This window comes from Pseudomonas morbosilactucae (assembly GCF_023241665.1).
Classification (GTDB): Bacteria; Pseudomonadota; Gammaproteobacteria; order Pseudomonadales; family Pseudomonadaceae; genus Aquipseudomonas; species Aquipseudomonas morbosilactucae.
The window spans coordinates 62,701-82,857 of record NZ_JALQCX010000010.1 but is presented as its reverse complement, the minus strand read 5'-3'; the positions used below and the strand labels follow the sequence as shown (position 1 = coordinate 82,857).

General features: G+C 61.5%; 20 protein-coding genes and 2 pseudogenes. 14 read left to right on the top strand and 8 right to left on the bottom strand.

The window, feature by feature from the left end; translation table 11 throughout:
• Window positions 1–2 precede the first annotated feature (2 nt).
• Window positions 3–1,427 (bottom strand): RimK family protein, encoded by a 1,425-nt coding sequence (locus tag M1B35_RS06170; protein WP_425273394.1) that lies wholly within the window; start codon window positions 1,425–1,427, stop codon window positions 3–5.
• Between the two features lie 254 nt (window positions 1,428–1,681).
• On the opposite strand from M1B35_RS06170, the gene M1B35_RS06165 reads away from it, so the two are divergent.
• The gene (locus tag M1B35_RS06165; protein WP_268261488.1) at window positions 1,682–2,788 is read left to right on the top strand and encodes a GNAT family N-acetyltransferase/peptidase C39 family protein; all 1,107 of its coding nucleotides are present in this window, start codon (window positions 1,682–1,684) and stop codon (window positions 2,786–2,788) included.
• Between the two features lie 71 nt (window positions 2,789–2,859).
• On the opposite strand, the gene M1B35_RS06160 is transcribed toward M1B35_RS06165, so the two are convergent.
• From M1B35_RS06160 to lpxO, 3 genes and pseudogenes are all read right to left on the bottom strand, one after another.
• Window positions 2,860–4,002, bottom strand: coding sequence for a PQQ-dependent sugar dehydrogenase (locus M1B35_RS06160; protein WP_268261487.1), 1,143 nt, complete (start codon window positions 4,000–4,002; stop codon window positions 2,860–2,862).
• Between the two features lie 31 nt (window positions 4,003–4,033).
• Window positions 4,034–4,395, bottom strand: a pseudogene (locus tag M1B35_RS06155) (hypothetical protein).
• Between the two features lie 231 nt (window positions 4,396–4,626).
• Window positions 4,627–5,526: a lipid A hydroxylase LpxO gene (gene lpxO, locus M1B35_RS06150; protein ID WP_123332896.1), complete on the bottom strand. Its 900-nt coding sequence runs from the start codon at window positions 5,524–5,526 to the stop codon at window positions 4,627–4,629.
• A gap of 374 nt (window positions 5,527–5,900) precedes the next feature.
• Here lpxO and M1B35_RS06145 point away from each other — a divergent pair, with 374 nt between their 5' ends.
• From M1B35_RS06145 to M1B35_RS06115, 7 genes and pseudogenes are all read left to right on the top strand, one after another.
• The gene (locus M1B35_RS06145; protein ID WP_268261486.1) at window positions 5,901–6,605 is read left to right on the top strand and encodes an alpha/beta fold hydrolase; all 705 of its coding nucleotides are present in this window, start codon (window positions 5,901–5,903) and stop codon (window positions 6,603–6,605) included.
• A 67-nt stretch (window positions 6,606–6,672) separates the two neighbouring features.
• Window positions 6,673–7,233 carry an SMI1/KNR4 family protein gene (locus M1B35_RS06140; RefSeq protein WP_268261485.1) on the top strand — a complete coding sequence of 187 codons (561 nt, stop codon included), beginning with the start codon at window positions 6,673–6,675 and terminating at the stop codon, window positions 7,231–7,233.
• Window positions 7,234–7,299: 66 nt separating this feature from the next.
• Window positions 7,300–7,509: a hypothetical protein gene (locus M1B35_RS06135; protein WP_123332890.1), complete on the top strand. Its 210-nt coding sequence runs from the start codon at window positions 7,300–7,302 to the stop codon at window positions 7,507–7,509.
• Between the two features lie 79 nt (window positions 7,510–7,588).
• Entirely contained in the window at window positions 7,589–7,930 is a 342-nt protein-coding gene (locus tag M1B35_RS06130) for a hypothetical protein (protein WP_268261484.1), read from the top strand.
• Window positions 7,931–8,411: 481 nt separating this feature from the next.
• Window positions 8,412–8,709 (top strand): annotated as a pseudogene (locus M1B35_RS06125) (site-specific integrase); the annotation flags it as partial.
• Between the two features lie 20 nt (window positions 8,710–8,729).
• On the top strand, window positions 8,730–10,316 hold the full coding sequence (locus M1B35_RS06120) for an ABC-F family ATPase (RefSeq protein WP_123332886.1): 1,587 nt from the start codon (window positions 8,730–8,732) through the stop codon (window positions 10,314–10,316).
• A gap of 196 nt (window positions 10,317–10,512) precedes the next feature.
• On the top strand, window positions 10,513–11,700 hold the full coding sequence (locus M1B35_RS06115) for an MFS transporter (protein ID WP_268261483.1): 1,188 nt from the start codon (window positions 10,513–10,515) through the stop codon (window positions 11,698–11,700).
• A 1-nt stretch (window position 11,701) separates the two neighbouring features.
• Here the strand turns inward: M1B35_RS06115 and M1B35_RS06110 are convergent, their stop codons facing one another.
• Both M1B35_RS06110 and M1B35_RS06105 read right to left on the bottom strand, forming a co-directional pair.
• Entirely contained in the window at window positions 11,702–12,739 is a 1,038-nt protein-coding gene (locus M1B35_RS06110) for an alpha/beta hydrolase family protein (RefSeq protein WP_268261482.1), read from the bottom strand.
• 255 nt (window positions 12,740–12,994) lie between these two features.
• Entirely contained in the window at window positions 12,995–13,606 is a 612-nt protein-coding gene (locus tag M1B35_RS06105) for an FMN-dependent NADH-azoreductase (protein WP_123332880.1), read from the bottom strand.
• 129 nt (window positions 13,607–13,735) lie between these two features.
• Here M1B35_RS06105 and M1B35_RS06100 point away from each other — a divergent pair, with 129 nt between their 5' ends.
• Together M1B35_RS06100 and M1B35_RS06095 are read left to right on the top strand one after the other, a co-directional pair.
• Window positions 13,736–14,644, top strand: a complete 909-nt coding sequence (locus M1B35_RS06100; RefSeq protein WP_268261481.1) for a LysR substrate-binding domain-containing protein — start codon at window positions 13,736–13,738, stop codon at window positions 14,642–14,644.
• 11 nt (window positions 14,645–14,655) lie between these two features.
• Window positions 14,656–15,000: an MmcQ/YjbR family DNA-binding protein gene (locus M1B35_RS06095; RefSeq protein ID WP_123334433.1), complete on the top strand. Its 345-nt coding sequence runs from the start codon at window positions 14,656–14,658 to the stop codon at window positions 14,998–15,000.
• Here the strand turns inward: M1B35_RS06095 and M1B35_RS06090 are convergent.
• A complete protein-coding gene (locus tag M1B35_RS06090; protein WP_259740386.1) occupies window positions 14,997–15,374 on the bottom strand; it encodes a DUF1294 domain-containing protein in 378 nt (125 codons plus the stop codon). The two genes, M1B35_RS06095 and M1B35_RS06090, sit on opposite strands and share 4 nt — an antisense overlap.
• Window positions 15,375–15,421: 47 nt before the next feature.
• Window positions 15,422–16,252 carry an undecaprenyl-diphosphate phosphatase gene (locus M1B35_RS06085; protein ID WP_268261480.1) on the bottom strand — a complete coding sequence of 277 codons (831 nt, stop codon included), beginning with the start codon at window positions 16,250–16,252 and terminating at the stop codon, window positions 15,422–15,424.
• A 284-nt stretch (window positions 16,253–16,536) separates the two neighbouring features.
• Between M1B35_RS06085 and M1B35_RS06080 the strand changes: the two genes are divergently transcribed.
• From M1B35_RS06080 to M1B35_RS06065, 4 genes are all read left to right on the top strand, one after another.
• The gene (locus M1B35_RS06080) at window positions 16,537–18,171 is read left to right on the top strand and encodes a methyl-accepting chemotaxis protein (protein WP_268261479.1); all 1,635 of its coding nucleotides are present in this window, start codon (window positions 16,537–16,539) and stop codon (window positions 18,169–18,171) included.
• Window positions 18,172–18,283: 112 nt separating this feature from the next.
• The gene (gene pnuC, locus M1B35_RS06075; RefSeq protein ID WP_123332872.1) at window positions 18,284–18,847 is read left to right on the top strand and encodes a nicotinamide riboside transporter PnuC; all 564 of its coding nucleotides are present in this window, start codon (window positions 18,284–18,286) and stop codon (window positions 18,845–18,847) included.
• A complete protein-coding gene (locus tag M1B35_RS06070) occupies window positions 18,844–19,368 on the top strand; it encodes an AAA family ATPase (RefSeq protein ID WP_268261478.1) in 525 nt (174 codons plus the stop codon). Before pnuC ends, M1B35_RS06070 begins: the two co-directional genes overlap by 4 nt.
• A 344-nt stretch (window positions 19,369–19,712) precedes the next feature.
• Window positions 19,713–20,156, top strand: coding sequence for a hypothetical protein (locus M1B35_RS06065; RefSeq protein ID WP_268261477.1), 444 nt, complete (start codon window positions 19,713–19,715; stop codon window positions 20,154–20,156).
• Window position 20,157: the final 1 nt, after the last annotated feature.

The following is a 20,157-nucleotide window of genomic DNA, read 5'->3' as shown; positions in this document are numbered from 1 at the left end:
GTTCACCAGGCTTGCCCGCGACGCTTGAGTTCCAGGCGACGGACAAACTCTTCGAGAATCAGGGCATACAAATCGTCTTGCAGGTAGGCGTCCTCAATGCCGGCGTCGAGGTTGGGGTTGTCATTGACTTCGATGACCACCACCTGCTCGCCGGACTGCTTGAGGTCTACGCCGTACAGGCCGTCGCCAATCAGGTTGGCGGTTTTCACCGCCAGCTCCACCACTGCCCGCGGCGCCTCGTGGACCGCCAGCGTGCGGCATTCACCGTTGATGTCCTGGCCTTGGGCCTTGTGGTTGTAGATCTGCCAATGGCCTTTGGACATAAAGTACTGGCAGGCAAAGATCGGCTTGCGATTGAGCACGCCGATGCGCCAGTCGTACTCGGTGTAGAAAAACTCCTGGGCAAGCAACAGCACCGAATGTTCGAACAACTCGGCAGTGGCCTGCAGCAACGCCTCCTGGCTTTCCACCTTGATCACCCCGCGGGAGAAACAGCCATCGGGGATTTTCAGCACCAGGGGGAAACCCAGGCGCTCACCCACTCGCTCAAAATCCTCCGGTCGTTCCTTGTAGAGGATCTCGGTGGCGGGCATGCCCAGTTGATGGCTGTTGAGCAGGTCCGTCAGGTAGACCTTGTTGGTGCAACGCAGGATCGAGGTGGAGTCGTCCATCACCACCAGGCCCTCGCTCTCGGCCTTCTTGGCAAAGCGGTAGGTGTGGTTGTCGACGCTGGTGGTTTCGCGGATCAGCAAGGCGTCGTATTCGGCCAGGCGCGAGTAGTCTTTTTTCTCGATCAGTTCGACATCGATGCCCAGGCGCTGCCCCACACGGATAAACCCCTCCAGCGCCCTGGGGTTGGACGGCGGAAACTTTTCCTGGGGGTCATGAAGAATCGCCAGGTCATAACGGGCCAAGCGCCGGGAACGCGGCTGGCGCCAGATCTTGCGACTGAAACTGTCCAGAGAGTGGGCGAATTGATCTTCCTGATCTTCACGCAACTTATGCAAGGCCCCGGACTTCACCCCGTCGATGTGCCAACCGTTAGTGCGTTTGAAGTCAACTAACAAAATCGGACAGGGAAACAGTTCGAACAACTGGCGAGCCAGATCTTGCAGGGGTTCAATATGGGTCTTGCCAAAATACAGGGTTAGTGTGAAACCTTCAGTGTCGCTGTAAAGGTGATGGCTCAACGCACTTTCCAGGGTTTTATCAAGGTCATCCAGTACCAGCCCGTAGAGGGCTTTGCGGGTCAGTTCGCTGATGGTCCGCACCGAAGGAATCACCTTGTGCCCACGGGCTTCGGCCAGCAGCGAGCAGTAATAGCCGTGGCCCAGGTACTTGTAGCTGCGGCACAGGTTAATCACTTGGACCCGTTTGCCGGCAACGTTACCCGGGGGATTCTCCAGGTATTCCTGAGCACTGAGCATGCTGTCGCTAGGAAAGTAAGACGCCCAGTCTTCCTTGCGCTCGACAATAATCAACCACTGATTGGAGGCACTTCCCGGCGTGGAAAAATAGTCGCGGGTAGTGATTGTTTCCGAGACAATTTGCTCTGATACTTCGCGCCAATGACCTTGTACCGCTGACATAGTGTTTGATCCGTTGAAGAACTAGACCTCTTCTATTAAGCACTGTGTTTTTTAAAAGTCCCGTTTCATTACGCAACTTTTACGGCGGTTATATGGACCTTGTCTTTCGCACAGCGACACCTGATGACTTGCCGGCCCTGGTGGCCCTGGAACAGCAATGTTTCACCACCGACCGGCTGACACCCCGCAGCTTTCAATGGATGATCAGCCGCGCCCATGGGCGCCTGATCCTGGTGCAGCGCCAACAACAGGTACTGGGCTACGCCCTGGTGCTGTTCCACCGAGGCACCAGCCTGGCACGCCTGTATTCGATCGCCATCGCTGTCGAAGCACGCGGCCTGGGGCTGGGCCAGCGCTTGCTGGAACAGATCGAGCAATGCGCCCTGGAGCATGATTGTGCGTACCTGCGCCTGGAAGTGCGCAGCGACAATCCTGCGGCCATCCACCTCTACGAACGCAACGGCTACCGGCGTTTTGCGCGGATCCACGACTACTACGAGGACCACGCGGAGGCGCTACGCCTAGAGAAGCGCATTCTCCAGCACCGGGAACAACGCAGTGTCCATGTGCCCTATTACCCGCAGACCACGGCGTTCACGTGTGGCCCGGCCTGCCTGCTGATGGCCATGGGCGCCCTGCACCCCGGACGGCGGCTGGAGCGACGCGAAGAGCTGCAGATCTGGCGCGAAGCGACCACCGTGTTCATGACCTCGGGCCACGGTGGCTGTAGCCCCCAGGGCCTGGCACTGGCGGCGTGGCGCAGAGGCTACAAGGTGCGGTTACAGGTCAACAGCAGCGGGCCGCTTTTGCTCAACGGCGTGCGTGACGAGCATAAAAAAGACGTCATGCGTTTGGTCCATGAAGAGTTCTGTCGCGAGTTGGATGCCTCGGATGTGCAGCAAGTACTCGGCGGGCCGCTGCACCTGCAGCGCTTGTTGAATGACGGGGGGCGGCCCCTGGTGCTGATCAGCAGTTACCGCCTGACCCGCTCCAAGGCGCCCCATTGGGTGATGGTCACCGATTGCGACGAGGACTTCGTCTACTTGCACGACCCGGATGTGGATCACAGCCAGCACCGTCAGCCCATGGATTGCCAGCACTTGCCGGTCAGCCACGGAGCCTTCGACAAAATGTGCAGTTTTGGCAGCAGCAAGTTGCGGGCGGCGGTGATCCTGTATCCAGCGACCGATAGCCATTGACCGCACGCAGTTGGCCGGTCGGGCCCCGCACCTATTCGTCCGGGGCGGACCGGTGATGAGTCGCGCGCGGGTTATTCCAGCCCCACCTTGTACAGCGAGCCCTTGTCCTCGTCGGTCAGCACGTACAGGTAACCGTCGGGGCCTTGGCGCACATCGCGGATGCGTTCCTTGAGTTCACCCATCAGGCGCTCTTCGTGCACCACCTTGTCGCCGTCGAACTGCAGGCGGATCAGTTCCTTGGTGGCAAGGGCACCGATAAACACGTTGTGCTGCCAGGCCTTGAAACGGTCGCCGTCATAGAAGGCCATGCCGCTGATCCCGGGGGACTTTTCCCACACATGGTGCGGTTGCACGGTGCCCTGGGCGGTTTGGCCCACCGCTTCGGGAATCGGCGCCCCGGAGTAGTTGATGCCGTGGGTTGCCAGGGGCCAGCCGTAGTTCTTGCCGCGCTCGACGATATTGATCTCGTCACCGCCCTTGGGCCCGTGTTCGTTCTCCCAGAGGGTGCCGCTCCAGGGGTTCAGCGCCGCACCCTGGGGGCTGCGATGGCCGTAGGACCAGATTTCCGGGCGCACGCCGGACTGGCCGACAAAGGGGTTGTCGTCGGGTACACGGCCGTCCGGGTACAGGCGCACGATCTTGCCTTGCAGCTTGTCCAGGTCCTGGGCGGTGGCGCGGTCGTTATTTTCCCCCAGGGTGATGAACAGGTAACCGTCACGGTCGAAGACCAGGCGCGAGCCGAAGTGATTGCCGGTGGACAGCTTGGGTTCCTGACGGAAAATCACCTTGAAATCCTTGAGCCCGCTCAAGTCATCCGCCAGGCGTCCGCGCCCGACCACGGTGCCGGCCGTGCCGCCTTCGCCACCGCCCTCGGCGTAGGACAGGTAGACCATGCGGTCCTGCTTGAAGTCGGGCGACAGCACCACATCCAGCAAGCCGCCCTGCCCCTTGGCCCAGACCTTCGGCACCCCGCTCAAGGGCGCCGAGAGCTTGCCATCGGCACTGACCAGGCGCAGGTTGCCTGGGCGCTCGGTGACCAGCATGCCCCGGCTATCCGGCAGGAAGGCCAGGGCCCAGGGGTGATCCAGGCCTTGGGTAATCGGGGTCACACTCAGACGCCCCTGCTCGCTCTGCAACGACTGTGGGGCGGCATACAGCGGGCTGCTCAGGAAAGCGCTGGCACACAGGGTGGCCAGGAGGGTTTTACGCAACATGCATCAATCCTTCTGTCGGTTAAAAGGTGACTCAGCGGGTGTTGGAATCCCGGGGCGGTGTGACTGGGCGTGGGTCGATCGCCTTGGGTGGCGTGGTGTTGCGCGGGTAGCCATTGCCGATGCCGCCGTTTTCCAGGGTCGGCGCCGCGGCGTGGGCGCCGTCGTAGGGCCACGCACTGGCGGCGTGCTGGGCTGGGTGCCCTGCATGCTGTTGGGGTTGGCCCGGCGCGTCGGGCTGTTATAGGGGTTGTTGTTGCTGTTGGGCAGGTTTTGCGCCAGCAGCATGGGTGAGCCCGGCGCGCCGGCGTCGAGGTCGACAGGTGCGGCCTGGGCGCCGATGGCAACGGCCCCCAGTAGCGCGAACATGGCAAAGCCGCGAGCCAGACTGTTCATGACGATCCTCTGTGGGTGGCAACGGGATATCGAATTCGAGTTCACGCTACGCCCAGGGTTCGGCTTTGTTAATTAAATTATCAGTCGGAACATGTAACACGAGTTATCGGCAAGGCGCGTAGGACGGGCTGGAGCGGGAGGTGGGCAGCGAGGAAAGGCCGGTTTTGGCAGCGCAGCGGCGATAACGGGCACGGGTGCCGTCATCGCCGTCGGGAGGTTAAATCGTAGGCGTCAGATAAGGATGAACAGCAACAGCAAAGCCGCAAAGATCGCCCACTTTTCCAGGTAGTAACGTGCACGATTGCGCTTCTTCAGCTCCTTGCCACGCAAACGGATCTTGTACAGCTTGTTGAATGCGCGGTTCAGGCCACCGGTCTTGTCGCCCGCCTCGTTCGGCGAACCGGCCGCCGCCATCACGTGGCGACTGAACCAACGGTTGAACGCCGTGGCCCAGCGGTACTTCATCGGCCGCTCGACGTCGCAGAACAGAATGATGCGGTTCTGCTCCGTGGTGTTTTCCGCGTAGTGGATGTAAGTCTCGTCGAACATCACCGCCTCGCCGTCGCGCCAGAAGTAACGCTCACCGTCCACCTCGATGTAACAGCCTTCGCTGTTGGGCGTATCCAACCCCAGGTGATAGCGATAGGAGCCCGCGTACGGGTCGCGGTGGCGTACCAGCTTGGAGCCTGGCGGCAGCTCGGCGAACATCGCCGCCTTGATCGAACCGATGCCCTGCACCAGTTCGGTGGTACGCGGGCAGAGCTTCATCGCCGAAGGATGGCTGTCGCCGTACCACTTCAGGTAAAAGCGCTTCCAGCCGCTTTTGAAAAAGGAGTTGAAACCCACGTCGTTGTATTGCTCGGAGCGCTTGATGGCGCCCGCACGCATCAGGTTCTGCCCTTCCGCGCGAATTTCCTGCCAGTGCTCTTGCAGCGTGCTCAGCTCGGCAAACTGGGCCGGGTCCAGGTAGGGGCGATTGGGTTGTTTGGAGAACAGATAGAGGAAGCAGTTGATCGGCGCCAGGAAGGTCGAGTGGTCACTCAGTTGACGACCCAACTTGTGGCGTACGCGCCCACGCAGATGCACGTAGGCAATGGACAGCAGGTACACAGCAGCAATGATGAGTTTCACGGAAATCGTCACAGGTCAGTAAAAAACAGGCTGCGCCGTCGAAGACCCGAGGGCCCGGCGGCAAATGGCAGCGTTTCAAATTCGTCACAGCGGAACCTGGATGGCACGTCCCTGGGCAGCCCGCTTTTCGGCATCTGGCCGTTGGATGGCATTTTAGCCACAGTTTGTAACCAAAAGTTAACTCAAAATTGTGAATTCCTGTGCTCATCGTGTGCCAATCAGCGGCGCCCCTGCACAAGACGCCAAGGCTCTGGCCCAGTCGTTGCCGGAGGTCAGCCTGCTCGCCCCTCGGGCTTTTCGGGCTGCTATGCTGCGCGCGATCGAGGTCCGCACCCGAACCAAGCATCGAGCACCTGCCAAGGACAGCAAAACCCATGAGTCAAACAACCGCGCCGGTAATGGTCCTGCTGCCCGGAATGGACGGCACCGGTGAGCTTTTCCAACCGCTGATTGCCGCCCTGGAAGGGCGCTTGGACCTGGTCGTGCTGCGCTACCCGACAGACCGGCCGCTGGGCTATGAGGCGCTGGAGTCCCTGGTGCATCAGGCGCTGCCCGCCGAGCGGCCGTTTGTGCTACTGGGCGAGTCGTTCTCCGGGCCGATTGCGGTGGCCATCGCCGCCGCCAACCCTGCACAGCTCAAGGGCCTGGTGCTGTGCTGCAGCTTTGTACGCAATCCACGACCGCGCTTGGGGCGCCTGAGCTTTCTACTCAACCTGCTGCCTTTGGCCCGACCGCCACTGGGCCCGATCAGCAAAGCCTTGCTCGGCACCTTTGCCAAACCGGCCCTGCGCCAATCCCTGGCCCATGCGGTGCGCCAAGTCGCACCGCGGGTCATGCAGGCCCGGCTCAAGGCGGTGGTCGCCGTGGACGTCAGCCAGCCACTGCTCGCCAGCCGCATGCCCCTGCTGTACCTGCGAGCCCGCCAGGACGTGCTGGTGCCAGCCAGTGCCGGCGAACAGGTGGCAAGGCTTAGACCGGATGCACAAGTCGTCACCCTCGACGGCCCACACTGCCTGCTGCAGGCGGCCCCGAACGAGGCGGCGCACCAGTTGCTGCGTTTTGTGCAGTCAGTTACCTGAGGCGCCCGCAGCCCTGGGCTGAACAGTAACGCCCCCCTTGATTAACCGACCTCAGGTTTAGCCCCCCATGACAATCGACTGGAACACCCTATTTGCCCATTGCGAACGTCAGGCCCCGGCGACTCGCGATGACATCGAACGCTTGATCGAGGATTTGTCACGGCCCGTACAGCCCAGCGAATGCCGCTCGATCATCGACTCGCAAAGCAACCCCTGGCCAACCCAGCACACGCTTCACGCAAGCTGGTCACCCATCGACCCCACGGCCTGGCCCATGCCCGGCGTAACACTGCCACCCCGCTGGCTGGAGTTCCTGGCGTGGTCCAACGGCGGCCTGGTGACGAACGGTGAAATGGAATTCTGCTTTTTTGGCGCGGCTGATATCCGGGAGTTCCTGCTGGCCTACCAGATTCCCGAATACATGCCCCTGGCCATCCCGCTGGGGCTGGATGGCGCCGGTAACTTCGCCCTGCTCGACGTTCGCCAGCCGTTGCAAGGCGGTGAGTACCCGATTGTCGGTGCCGCCGCTGGCAACCTCGGCTTTGAGGACGCCCGCTGCCTGGCCCCAGGCTTTGAAGCATTTTGTCGGCGTACTGAATCAATCGAGACCACGCTGTTTGATACCTGAGATCATGCCGACGACAACGACCTGATCGCCCAGCATCCAACCAATACGCTGCGAAAGTGAGATTCAATGACCAAGAAACAGCCAGCGGATACCAAGACGGCAACGGCTGCTGATATCGAGCAATCCATCCTGGCCTTGAACAAGATGGCTGAACGTCTTTGGGGAGAGGGCCGTGAAGCGGAGGCCCAGGCCTTGCTCAGCGCCTTGGACGCGCTCAATCGAGCCCTGGACCGGATAAGAATTGGCGAGAGCCGCCGAACTAAAACGCTGCATTGAACTTGTGCGCACCGCCATGCAACAAACCTTTGAGTGATACACACCCACATCCAACTGACACCGCGAGGATCTCTTTTCAGTGACGCCTATCATCTGCGCCAATGAGTTCGACATCTGCGTCTCAATGCCTGACTTCGTCGAATGGGTAGAAGACCAACACACACCCAATGCTGATCTGGAAGCGGCGTTGAACGCCATGGGAATCGCGCTCGATATTACCGAGCTGTACAACACCTACTTCGACGACACGCCCGTCGGCGAGGGTGATGTACACCTCTACGCGTCGGCAGAAAATGAAAGTTTCCTGGTGATCAATCTGTACAGGGACCTGGACGATCAACTGGATATTGTGACCGCCTCGTTGAAAGTTGAGCTCGGCCTACTCCCGCTGGCTCTGCCGCACCTGAGGCGTTTTTTTTGATGCCGCCGAATGCCAGGTCGCATTTCGGCAATCCAGTCACTCACAGCAATTGCGCTCACTGATCGATGACAGCAGATACCCGACCCTGATGGAAGAAAGCGGATATTGCCAGCGACTGATTGCCCACCTTTAACGCACTTCGACTCTAACGGCGCAGGCCCGGAACAGTCAGAAACCAGGACTCAGCCACTGACATGTCGTCGTGGAAGCAACCCTCAACCCTTCGTGCGTTGCGAAAAACCGATCACCATAAAGACCAGCCCTGGGATCCAGAAGCCAGGGCTTGCAATGCAAATACCTATAACAAATAGAGGCATGCCTACTACAAACAGGGGCTGCTTGAATGTGTTTTCCATGACGCGAACACTCCCTTTAAAAATGACGTCTATTTAATCATGAAGGCCAACACGGCAGCGGCCAAGAACGAGGTCAGGGCTGAAAAACGCAGAACCGTGGGGCCGCGAAGATCGGCGCATCCTCTCCTACCCCGATGATCGAACGCATCAAACAGACGTCAGGCATGCATATACATTGAGGTCCGCCCCTGCGAAAGCTGGGTATCCATCACCGTCCGCCATACAACTGTCGTCACACCTATGCGACAATGCGCGCCAGTTCTGGCATGAACCCCCGCATTCATCTCCCAGCAGCTCGGCCATAGTGTGCAGATGCTGCTCTCGAATTATGCGCGATGGATCAGCTCAAGCTCAGGTTGGAGCGAAATCGAAACGCTTCAAATGGGCCAAAAACGGATCCCAGCCGAAATACGCGCACTCTAAGCTATTGATAGGTAACGTAATTGATCTCCACAGCTAACATCACCATGCAGTTCGGCGCCAAGCCGCTCTTCGAGAACGTCTCGGTCAAGTTCGGCGCAGGCAACCGTTATGGTTTGATCGGTGCCAACGGTTGCGGCAAGTCGACCTTCATGAAAATCCTCGGTGGCGACCTCGATCCGTCCGGCGGCCAGGTCATGCTGGAGCCGAATGTGCGTCTGGGTAAGCTGCGCCAGGACCAGTTCGCCTACGAAGAATTCACTGTGCTCGACACCGTGATCATGGGCCACGAGGAGCTGTGGAAGGTCAAGGCTGAGCGCGACCGTATCTACTCGCTGCCAGAAATGACCGAAGAAGACGGCATGGCCGTGGCCGAGCTGGAAACCGAGTTCGCCGAGATGGACGGCTACACCGCCGAATCCCGCGCCGGTGAGCTGCTGCTGGGCCTGGGTATTCCCCTGGAACAGCATTTCGGCCCGATGAGCGAAGTGTCGCCAGGCTGGAAACTGCGTGTATTGCTGGCCCAGGCATTGTTTTCCGATCCTGAAGTGCTGTTGCTCGACGAACCGACCAACCACTTGGACATCAACACCATCCGCTGGCTGGAAAACATTCTGACCCAGCGCTCCAGCCTGATGATCATCATCTCCCACGACCGTCACTTCCTGAACAGCGTGTGCACCCACATGGCTGACCTGGACTACGGCGAGCTGCGCCTGTTCCCGGGCAACTACGACGAGTACATGACCGTGGCGACCCAGTCCCGCGAGCAACTGCTGTCGGACAACGCCAAGAAGAAAGCGCAGATCTCGGAACTGCAATCCTTCGTCAGCCGCTTCTCGGCCAACGCCTCGAAAGCCAAGCAGGCCACGTCCCGCGCCAAGGCGATCGACAAGATCCAACTGGCCGAGGTCAAGCCTTCGAGCCGTGTGAGCCCGTTCATCCGTTTCGAACAGAACAAGAAGCTGCACCGCCAGGCCGTCATCGTCGAGCGCATGGCCAAAGGCTTCGACGGCAAGCCGCTGTTCAAGGACTTCAGCTTCCAGGTTGAAGCGGGCGAGCGCGTAGCGATCATCGGCCCGAACGGCATCGGCAAGACCACCCTGCTGCGCACCCTGGTCAACGAACTGACCCCGGATGCCGGTAGCGTCAAGTGGACCGACGCCGCTGAGCTGGGCTACTACGCTCAGGATCACGCCCACGACTTCGAAGACGACGTCACGCTGTTCGACTGGATGGGTCAGTGGACCCAGGGCGAGCAAATGATCCGCGGCACGTTGGGCCGGATGCTGTTCTCCAACGACGAGATTCTCAAGTCGGTCAAGGTGATCTCCGGTGGTGAGCAAGGCCGCATGCTGTTCGGCAAGCTGATCCTGCAAAAGCCCAACGTGCTGATCATGGACGAACCGACCAACCACTTGGACATGGAATCCATCGAAGCGCTGAACCTGGCCCTGGAGAACTACCCGGGCACGCTGATCTTCGTCAGCCACGACCGTGAGTTCGTATCCTCCCTGGCCACGCGCATCATCGAGCTGAGCCCGACCGGTGTGATCGACTTCAGCGGCACCTATGACGACTACCTGCGCAGTCAAGGCGTGGTGTTTTAAGGGCGTTGCGAGCGGTTAGCGGCAAGCGGTAAGTAAAAGCCCTGTCCTGGTGACGGGGCTTTTTTATGCCGTACGGGTAGCCAGGTGAGGGGGTTGCCAAGGAATGAAACAAGGCCGCAGATAAATAGTTAGCCTGCTTTCTTTTGTTTTCCGGGCGCGCCATGATGCGGGACCGCCCGCCCGCGAACGAGCCCCCATGTCTGCGCAAGAACAGCCCGTGCCCAACTCCATGACGATCACCCTGCAGATCGTCTCTATCGTCTTCTATACCTTTATTGCCTTTATCTGCATCGGCCTGCCGATCGCCGTGCTGCCCGGCTATGTGCATGAGCAACTGGGCTTCAGCGCGGTGGTGGCCGGGCTGGTCATCGGCTCCCAATACCTGGCGACCCTGCTCAGCCGGCCCATGGCCGGGCGCATGTCGGATAACGTCGGCACCAAGCGCGCCATCATCTATGGGCTACTGGGCATCTTCCTCAGCGGCCTGCTCACCCTGCTCTCCACCCTGCTCGACAGCCTGCCGCTGTTGAGCCTGACGGTGCTGATCGGCGGCCGCCTGTTGCTGGGCGTGGCCCAGGGCCTGATCGGGGTGGGCACCATCAGTTGGTGCATGGGCCAGGTGGGTGCCGAGCACACGGCCCGGTCAATTTCCTGGAACGGCATCGCCTCCTACGGCGCCATTGCCATCGGCGCACCGCTGGGTGTGGTGATGGTCGATACGCTGGGGTTTGCCAGCCTGGGCCTGGCCTTGTCGCTGTTGGCGGCCCTGGCGTTGCTGTTGATCCGCAACAAGCCCTCGGTGCCGGTGGTGCGCGGCGAGCGCCTGCCGTTCTGGGCAGTGTTCGGGCGTATCGCGCCCTTCGGCGTGAGCCTGAGCCTGGCCTCCATCGGCTACGGCACCCTGACCACCTTTATTACCCTGTTCTACCTGGACCGCGGCTGGGTCGGTGCGGCGTACTGCCTGACGATGTTCGGCGTGTGTTTTATCTGCGCTCGCCTGCTGTTTATCTCCAGCATCAGCCGCTTTGGCGGTTTTCGCGCGGCCATCGCCTGCATGATCATCGAAACCCTGGGTCTGGCCCTGCTGTGGCTGGCGCCCTCCACCGCTTTCGCCCTGCTCGGTGCCGGACTGACCGGTGTCGGCCTGTCCCTGGTGTACCCGGCCCTGGGCGTGGAGGCGATCAAACAGGTGCCCAGCAGCAGTCGCGGTGCCGGCTTGAGTGCCTATGCGGTGTTCTTCGACCTGGCCCTGGCGATTGCCGGGCCCTTGATGGGCGCCGTGGCGCTGAACCTGGGCTATGCGTGGATTTTTTTCTGCGCGGCCTTGCTGTCGATCACCGGCCTGGGCCTGACCCTGCTGCTCAAGCAGCGGGCCGGCGCCTGAGTCACTGATCGGCGGTCTGCATGCCGGCGCGGCTCGGCTTGCCCAGGGTGCTGGCGAAAAACTTGCCGGCTTCGGAAATCAGGGTGCGATGGATGTCTACGCGGTCAACGCCATCGGCATCGGTGCACAGTGCGGGCATTGCCGTCAGTTGTTCAGGGCTGCACGGTGCCAGGAACACGAAGTGCCCGGCCCCCGCCAACAGCTTGAAGTTCGGCGCCACCGGCAACTTGCGCGCCAGGGCGGCGGCATTTTTGTCCACCGCCACCAACTGATCGCCGTCACCGCTGTACAGCAGCACGGGCACATGCACATCGGCCAGGGTCTGGCGGCCGAACTTGAGGCTCAGGGGCGCCATCAGCATCAGTGCATGCACCCGGGGATCGGGCACCGGCTGCAGGTCGTCACGGTCCACCACCAGTTCACCCTGGGTGTTGCAGGCGTCGTGGTCATCCGGCCGCTCCTGGCAATAACGCCGCAGGCGATCCAGGTCCGGGGTGGCCCCCGAGAGAATCAGCGCGGTCTCGCCGCCGGCGGAATAGCCGATCACCCCCACCTGTTCGGCGTTGACGAAGGGCGAGAGCATCGGGTCGCTCAAGGTCGCGGTGATGGCTTCGGAAATCTGGATTGGCCGCCCATAGAGGTTGCTCAAGGTGCCGAGGCGGCTGTGGTCTTTGTAGTTGTCGCCGGGGTGAATCACCGCCACCACGACAAACCCCTGGCGGGCCAGGGACGTGGCCAGGTCGTGCAGGGCCAGGGGCGTGCCGGTGTTGCCGTGGGACAGCATCAGCATCGGGAAACGACCGATGGCGACCTTCGCATCCTTGGACGCGGCAATCTGGTAACCCTCGAGTTTGCTGCTGTGTTCGATGCCCGTTGAAGGATAAAAGGCGATGGCGTGCATCGGCTGCAAATCCAGGGGATCGAGAAAGCTCAGTTCATGAAAGCCGACACTCCAGTGAGGGTGTGGCCCAGGCGCGGCGTGCACTGAAATCAGGCTGCTGAGCAGGCAAATCAGTAACAGTGCACAGAGACGTTTCATGACACGCCCACCTTTGCGGCTGGATCGGCAAAGCCCTTGATACCTGCCATCCCTTGCCACCAAGGCCTTGAAGCACCTCTGGCCACGCATTGCAGGGCGCACAGAATCAGAGCAGTGCTCGTGTCTCTGCATAACCCGGGCCAGAACATTGAAAGACAACAACAAAAAACTCCGTATTCCACTCACCTTTAACGGTGAACAGAATACAGAGTTTAGAAGCGCTGACGGTGCTTGCGCGGCGTCTTTACATAAGTATTACGCGGCGCTGAACAACTGCTCGCTGATCTGTACCTGAGCATCGTTCATGGCTTTGTTGCGCACTTCTTCGCCGTAGGCCAGGCCCTGGGCACGGACGAACTCGATGTCGGTGATGCCAAGGAAGCCGAACAGCAGCTTCAGGTAATCTTCGTGGGCCACGCCGCTGGCCTGGCCCGCGTGCAGGCCGCCGGCGGTGGAGACCACCACCACTTTCTTGTTGCCGCACAGGCCTTCGGGGCCGGCTTCGGTGTAGCGGAAGGTCTGGCCGGCCACGGCGATGCGGTCGATCCAGGCCTTGAGCTGAGTCGGGATGGTGAAGTTGTACATCGGCGCGGCGATCACCACGGCGTCGGCAGCGAGGAACTCGGCCAGGGTCGATGCACTGAGGTCGGCTTCGTGCTGTTGCGCGGCGTTGCGCAGGTCGGCGGCGGTGCCGGCGGCCACCAGGGTCGCGGCGGAGAAATGGCTGATGGCGTCGCTGGCCAGGTCGCGGTAAGTCACCACGGCTTCTGGCTCGGCGGCTTTCCAGGCTTCAACCACGCTGTGGCTCAACTGACGGGAAGCCGAGTTGTCGCCGAGGATGCTGGAATCGATGTGCAAAAGCTTCATGGGGGGATCTCCAAGTGAGGACCGCCACCAGGCGATCAAGTGGGTGCAATCCTACCGATGAAATCAATAGCTGATTAGTCGGCATAAATGCGATAGTTCGTCCCACCAGTAGAACAATCGAGTCAGCTCATGCAGGACCTCAACGATCTTTATTACTTTGCCAAGGTGGTGGAAGCCGGCGGTTTTGCGGCGGCCGGGCGCTTGCTGGGCATTCCCAAGTCGCGCCTGTCGCGGCGTATTGCCGAGCTGGAGGAACGCCTCAATACCCGCTTGCTGCAACGCACCACCCGGCAGTTGAAGCTGACGGCGGTGGGCGAACGCTACCTGCGCCACTGCCAAGCCATGCTGCTGGAGGCGGAAATGGCCGACGAAGCCGTGGCCAGCATGTCCAGCGAACCTCGGGGCCGCTTACGGGTCTCGTGCCCGGTGGGGCTGGCCCACCAAATGCTGCCGGAAGTGATCAGCCGCTTCCTGGAAAAGTACCCCCAGGTGCAACTGGACCTGCAACTGCTCAACCGTCGGGTGGACGTGATTACCGAGGGCATTGACGTGGCGTTGCGGGTTCGCGAGCTAGGGGACGAGGACCCATTGCTGGTCACCCGCCGCCTGCGCCAAGCGCAAACGGTGATCGTCGCCAGCCCGGGATTCCTTGCCGAGCGCCATATCCAGCACCCCGAAGACTTGCGCCAAGTGCCGGTATTGGGGGCCCTGGAGGCTGATCGCCTGGTTCATTTACGCATGCTCGACGGCGACGGCAACGCCATTGAAATGAGCCTGGAAGCGCGCCTGGGCATCGACGATTTTATCGTGCGTCGCGCCTGTGCCCTCGCGGGCCTGGGCTTTACCGTGCTGCCGATGATGTATTGCGAGGAAGAACTGGCGAACGGCCAACTGCTCCAACTGTTGCCAGAGTGGTCACTGCCCGGTGGCTGGCTGCAAGCGGTCTACCCGCACCGGCGCGGCGTGTTGCCGGCAGTGCGGGCCTGGATCGAACACCTGACCGAATCTTTCAATCGTTGTGGAGACCGACTGCTGTGAACCCCAAGACCCTGAGCGAAGACGATGTGGCGCAATTCTGCCTGGCCCTGCCTGGGGCCCGGGAAGACTACAAATGGGGCGGTGTGCGGGTGTTCTCCATCGCCGGCAACAAGATGTTTGCCCTACAGGGGCTGCGGGGCGACTCCCTGGCGTTCAAGGTCGACAAAGAGCTGTTTCTGGGCCACGTCGACCGCCCGGGCATCGGCCCCGCGCCCTACCTGGCCCGGGCCCACTGGGTCATCGTGCAGGTGCCCTACCCGCTGGCCGCCGACGAGCTTCGGGGCTTGCTGCAGCGCTCCCACCAACTGGTGGTGAGCAAGCTGCCGAAACGCACGCAAGTCGGCCTGCTGCTTTAAACCAGCGCCAACAGACTGCCCTGCAGAAACAGCCGGTCGATCCAGAACACCTGGTGCAGAACCACAATCAGCCAGAACAGGGCCTGGTAGGACACCTTGCGGGTCTTGTGGCGAAACCCCTGCTGCGCCAACAGTGCCCCGGGCCAGCCGCCGGCCAGCTCCAGGGCGTGCAGGACCTTTTCCGGAATGCGCTGCCCACCATTGCGGGCCTGGCGCTTGTCGTGCCAGTACAGCAGCAGGGTCAACAGGCTGACTGCGCCATAGGCCGCCAGGGGAATCAGCGAAATGCCCTGCCAGCCCATGGACAGTGCACCGTACAGCGGCACGCTGCACAGCAGCAGCCACAGCACCAGCTTCAAGCGCAGGTGACGCACGCCACCGCCGGTTTGGCCTGTGGCCTCCGGTTTGCCCCGCGTCGCCCTCACGACTGGGCAGCCGCCCAATCCACCCAGCCAAACTGCCAGGTGGCGAGGATCAACAAGCCAAAGGCAATGCGGTACCAGGCGAACGCCGCGTAACTGTGGCTGGCGATGAACTTGAGCAAGCCCTTGACCGCGATCATCGCGAAGATAAAGGCCGTGACGAACCCCAGGGCAAATACCGGCAGGTCATCAGGCTGGAACAGGTGACGGTACTTGTAGCCGGAATACACCGCTGCGCCGACCATGGTCGGCATCGCCAGGAAGAATGAAAACTCGGTGGCGGTCTTGCGCGACAGGCCGAACAACAGGCCGCCGATAATCGTCGAGCCGGAGCGGGACGTGCCGGGGATCATCGCCAGGCACTGGGCAAAACCGACCTTCAGCGCGTCCTTCCAAGTGATGTCATCGACGCTTTCGGCGTGCACCACATGCTCGCGGCGCTCGGCCCAGAGCATGATGATCCCGCCCACCACCAGCGCTGTGGCCACGGTGATCGGGTTGAACAGGTAGGCATGAATCAGGTCGGCAAAAATCACCCCCAGCACCACGGCCGGCAGGAAGGCGATCAACAGGTTGGCAGTGAAGCGCCGGGCGCCAGGCTGGGTCGGCAAGCCCACGACCACATCAAAAATCTTCCGGCGAAACTCCCAGACCACCGCCAGGATCGCCCCCAACTGGATGATGATATTGAAGGCCATCGCCCGTTCACCACCGAAGTCCAGCAGGTCGGCCACAATAATCTGGTGCCCGGTGCTGCTGATGGGCAAAAACTCTGTCAGCCCTTCCACAACGCCAAGTATCAATGCCTGAGCGGCGGTCCAAAGATCCATCAATCCCCCATAAAGCCATGCGCCGGGCATGCCTTATTGACTATTTTTTATTCGCTGCAACGAGCACAACTGAAATTTCAGCGCCCATAAGATCAACACAAACCGATGAAAATTCTGTGAAATTTCAACTTCGACTCAGGTTTTCCCTAACCGGGCCGAAATCCTATCAGACAGTCCCGGATAACGCCCTGCGTTATTGGTGACAGGCCATTGGGCCGCCAGGGATCAGCAGGCTGCACGCCGGCAACGGCGCTTAAAAAGAACAAGAATCGGAGTGACGGGTTATGAACAGCTTGCGCAATGTGTCGATCAGCCGTCGTCTGTGGCTCATCCTGATAGTGGCTGTGCTGATGCTCCTGACCTTGGGCGTGTTGATGCTCAAGCAGATTCATGAGGACCTCTATCACGCCAAGGCGCAGAAAACCCAGCACGTGGTACAGGCCGCCGCCGGGGTGCTGAAGTACTACCACGGCCTGGAAACCGCCGGCACCCTGAGCCGCGAAGCCGCGCAAACCCAGGCCATGAGCGCTATCCGCGGCCTGCGTTACGACAAGGACGACTATTTCTGGATCAACGACCTGACGCCCGTGATGATCATGCACCCGACCAACCCCAAGCTGGACGGGCAGAACCTCTCGGCGATCAAGGACCCCGACGGCGTCCAGATCTTCAACGAGTTCGTGGCCCTGGCCAAAAGCAAGGGCGCCGGCATGGTCGACTATCGCTGGCCCAAGCCGGGCGCCGAAGCACCGGTGCAGAAGACCTCCTACGTGCAACTGTTCCAGCCCTGGGGCTGGATCATCGGGTCAGGGGTTTACATCGACGACCTGCAGGCCGAATTCCGCGGCCAGTTGATCAAGGCCTCGTCCTTCGGCCTGGTGATTGCCGTGGTCATGGCCCTGCTGGTGGTGTTGATTGCCCGCAGCATCGTCGGCCCGCTGCGCGAGACCGTGCACGCCATGGCTAACATCGCCAGCGGCGAAAGCGACCTGACCCGAGCCCTGGATACCCACGGCCAGGACGAAGTCACCGAGCTGGCCCGGCATTTCAATGCCTTCAGCGCCAAACTGCGCGGCGTGGTCGGCCAGTTGCAGGTCAGCGCCACGGCCCTCGAACAGTCCTCGGCGGACCTGGGCGACAATGCCAGCCAAGCCCAGGAGCGCAGCCAGCAGCAATCGCAACAGATGGAACTGGTGGCCACCGCCATCAATGAAGTCACCTACGGCGTGCAGGACGTGGCGAAAAACGCCGAACACGCCGCCAGTGAAATGCGCGACGCACAGAGCCAGGCCGAGCAGGGCCAGGTCAACATCGACGGCAGCCTGCAACAGATCGACCGGCTCTCCGGGACCATCGACCAGGCCGTGGAAGTAATCCGCACCCTGGCCGCCGAAAGCACCCAGATCGGCAGCGTGCTGGAAGTGATCCGTTCGATTGCCGAACAGACCAACCTGCTGGCCCTCAACGCGGCGATTGAAGCCGCCCGAGCCGGCGAGCAAGGCCGTGGCTTTGCCGTGGTCGCCGACGAAGTGCGGCTGCTGGCCCAGCGCACCCAGCAATCGACTGCGGAAATCCAGTCGATGATCGAACGCCTGCAAACCCACTCCGAAGCCGCAGTAAAAGTCATCGGCGACAGCAGTCGCGCGTCCCAACTGACCATCGAACAGGCCGGCCTGGCCGGAGAAAGCCTGAACGCCATCGGCCAGGCCCTGCGCAACCTCAATGGCCTCAACGCCTCCATCGCCAGCGCCACTCTGCAACAGGCTCACGTGGTGGAAGACATCAACCAGAACGTCACCCAGGCCGCCGGTCTGTCCCACAGCACGGCCCTGGCGGCCGAGCAGTCCAGCGTCGCCAGCCGCCACCTGAAACAACTGAGCGAGCAGCTCAACAGCCTGCTGCGTCAGTTCCGCGTCTAAACCCGTGCCGAGCCGGGGTTCCAAGCCCCGGCCAGGGCTCGCCGCGGACTAACGCGCGGCGCGCCACTGTGGTTACAATCGGCGCCCTTTTGCACTTCCCCAAGGATTCTCCATGTCCGGGCTTGAACTGTTCGCCGCCGCCCTCGGCGTGATCGCCGTGTGGCTGACCGTCAAACAGAACCCCTGGTGCTGGCCCATCGGCCTGGTGATGGTGGTGCTCTACATCTGGGTCTTCCTGGAGGTCAAACTCTATTCCGACATGCTGCTGCAGGTGATCTACGCCGGCCTGCAAGTCTATGGCTGGTGGCAATGGACCCGGGGTGGCGCCCAGCATCAGGGCCGCACAGTCAGCCACTTGCCGCTGCCGGCAATCCTCAAGGGCCTCAGCCTGGGGGCCCTTGGCAGCCTGTTGCTCGGCGCCGCCATGGCCCACTGGACCGACGCCGCGCAACCCTGGCTGGACGCGGCACTCACGGGCTTCAGCCTGGTGGCCCAATGGTGGATGGCGCAAAAACGCGTGCAATGCTGGCCGCTGTGGATCGCCGTGGATGTGATCTACGTCGGCCTGTTTATCTATAAAGACCTGCACCTGACCGCCGCGCTGTATGCCCTGTTCACCCTGTTGGCGATCCAGGGCTGGCGCCAATGGCGCGCCGACCCGGCGTTGCGGGCATGAAGGTCCTGGTCCTGACCGGCCCCGAGTCCAGCGGTAAAAGCTGGCTGGCCGGCGAGTTGCAAGCGCACTTTGGTGGCGTGCAGGTCGGCGAATACGTGCGTCACTTCATCGAGCAGAACCCCCGCGACACCACCCTGGCGGACATCCCCGAGATCGCCCAGGGGCAACTGGCCTGGGAAGACGCTGCCCGGGCGCAGCAGCCGCCACTGCTGATCCTCGACACTCACTTGCTGAGCAATATCCTCTGGAGCCAGACCCTGTTTGGCGCCTGCCCGGCCTGGATCGAGCAGGCGTTGCTGGCCCGTCATTACGATCTGCACCTGCTGTTGGCGCCCGAAGGCGTGGGCTGGTGCGACGATGGCCAGCGTTGCCAGCCGGACCTGAGCGAACGCCAGGCATTCTTCAGCGCCACCCGGCAGTGGCTGGAAGCTCACCACCAGCCGTTTCAGGTGGTCGCCGGCGATTGGTCGCAACGTCGGCAACTGGCCTTCGCCCAGGTGACAGCGCTGCTTGATCGCTGATGGGCCATTTGCCCCGCTTTAACCCGGTTCCGGGGCAAAACTGTCCATTTCTGAAACACTCATTGACGCTCAAAACGCTCTAGCTACCGGGGTGATCGGCCCTGGCCGGCAATCTGTTACGCGGCTGATACAGCTTGCCGCAAGCCCATGACTTAAAGCATTCGCTCGCCTTCCCCCGGTTGCCACCCGCGAACCGCGTCTCAGATTTGAAACAGTTCGCCCCCTGCCCTCCGATCTATTTCTGCAACGTGTTGAATTCAATATGAAAACAAAAAGCGGCACGGCTTCTGCTCTCTCTTGTTCATCGCTGGCTAGGGCCAACGAACAGAATAAGGAACAACGCCGTGGGGAACATCAATCAAGGTTTGACCCGCCTCCTGCTGATCGGCTGTGCCGTCAGCGCGATGTACAGCCTGACGGCCCAGGCCGAAGGCAACGGTGTGATTGTCCTCAACCGTACCGTGCAAGCTCACCCCTACGGCCGCTCAGCGCTGCAACCCGACCCCAATCCGATCACTGTCAACGCCAACCCCTCCAGCCGGATCACCGGTAGCACCGGCAATGAACTGAGCGACGGCGACATTGCCGGGGTGAGCAGCGGCGCGCTGATCCGCAACCAAGTGATTCCCGGCGGCTCCAGTGCAGGCATGAATGTGGTGACCAATCCCAATGGCTTGCCCGGCATGGCCAGCGGTCACGGCGGTGGCTCGGGCGGCTCGATCTCCGGCTCGATCAATCGCTCGCTGAGCACCGGCTTGGCGCCACTGAATAACATTGGGGGCCAGTGAG